Annotated in this window: 2 tRNA genes and 1 rRNA gene; all 3 read right to left on the reverse strand. The window is 47.1% G+C overall.

Features of this window, described 5'->3' with window-relative positions:
• Positions 1–151: 151 nt before the first annotated feature.
• Positions 152–227, reverse strand: a tRNA-Ala gene (locus ACQCV8_RS20160).
• 28 nt (positions 228–255) lie between these two features.
• Positions 256–332: transfer RNA gene (locus tag ACQCV8_RS20165), tRNA-Ile, on the reverse strand.
• A gap of 93 nt (positions 333–425) precedes the next feature.
• Positions 426–478, reverse strand: a 16S ribosomal RNA gene (locus ACQCV8_RS20170); the annotation flags it as partial.

A 478-nucleotide genomic window follows, 5' to 3' on the forward strand; every position in this document is an offset into this window, starting at 1 on the left:
AGACCGGATGGTCTTAAGGCTTGTGTTCATTTCTTCAACCGGTAAACGGACGAAGAAAATCATAAGGTCGTTTCTTACTCGTGTGAATGTTTGACATTCATATCGTTATCTAGTTTTCAAAGAACAATTGGAGACACAAAAAAAGTCTCGATGGTGGAGCCTAGCGGGATCGAACCGCTGACCTCCTGCGTGCAAGGCAGGCGCTCTCCCAGCTGAGCTAAGGCCCCGGGCGAAATGATTTTTTCAGTATGAAGATGGTGGGCCTAAATGGACTCGAACCATCGACCTCACGCTTATCAGGCGTGCGCTCTAACCAGCTGAGCTATAGGCCCATCATAAAGAGAACAAAGTTCTCTCAAAACTAAACAAATTCGAAGTGCGTCCGTTAATGGTTTGCATCGCTTGGATGCTCATATCTTCCTTAGAAAGGAGGTGATCCAGCCGCACCTTCCGATACGGCTACCTTGTTACGACTTCA

Source organism: Metabacillus sp. 84 (assembly GCF_050107715.1).
In the GTDB taxonomy this organism is placed as follows: Bacteria; Bacillota; Bacilli; order Bacillales; family Bacillaceae; genus Metabacillus_B.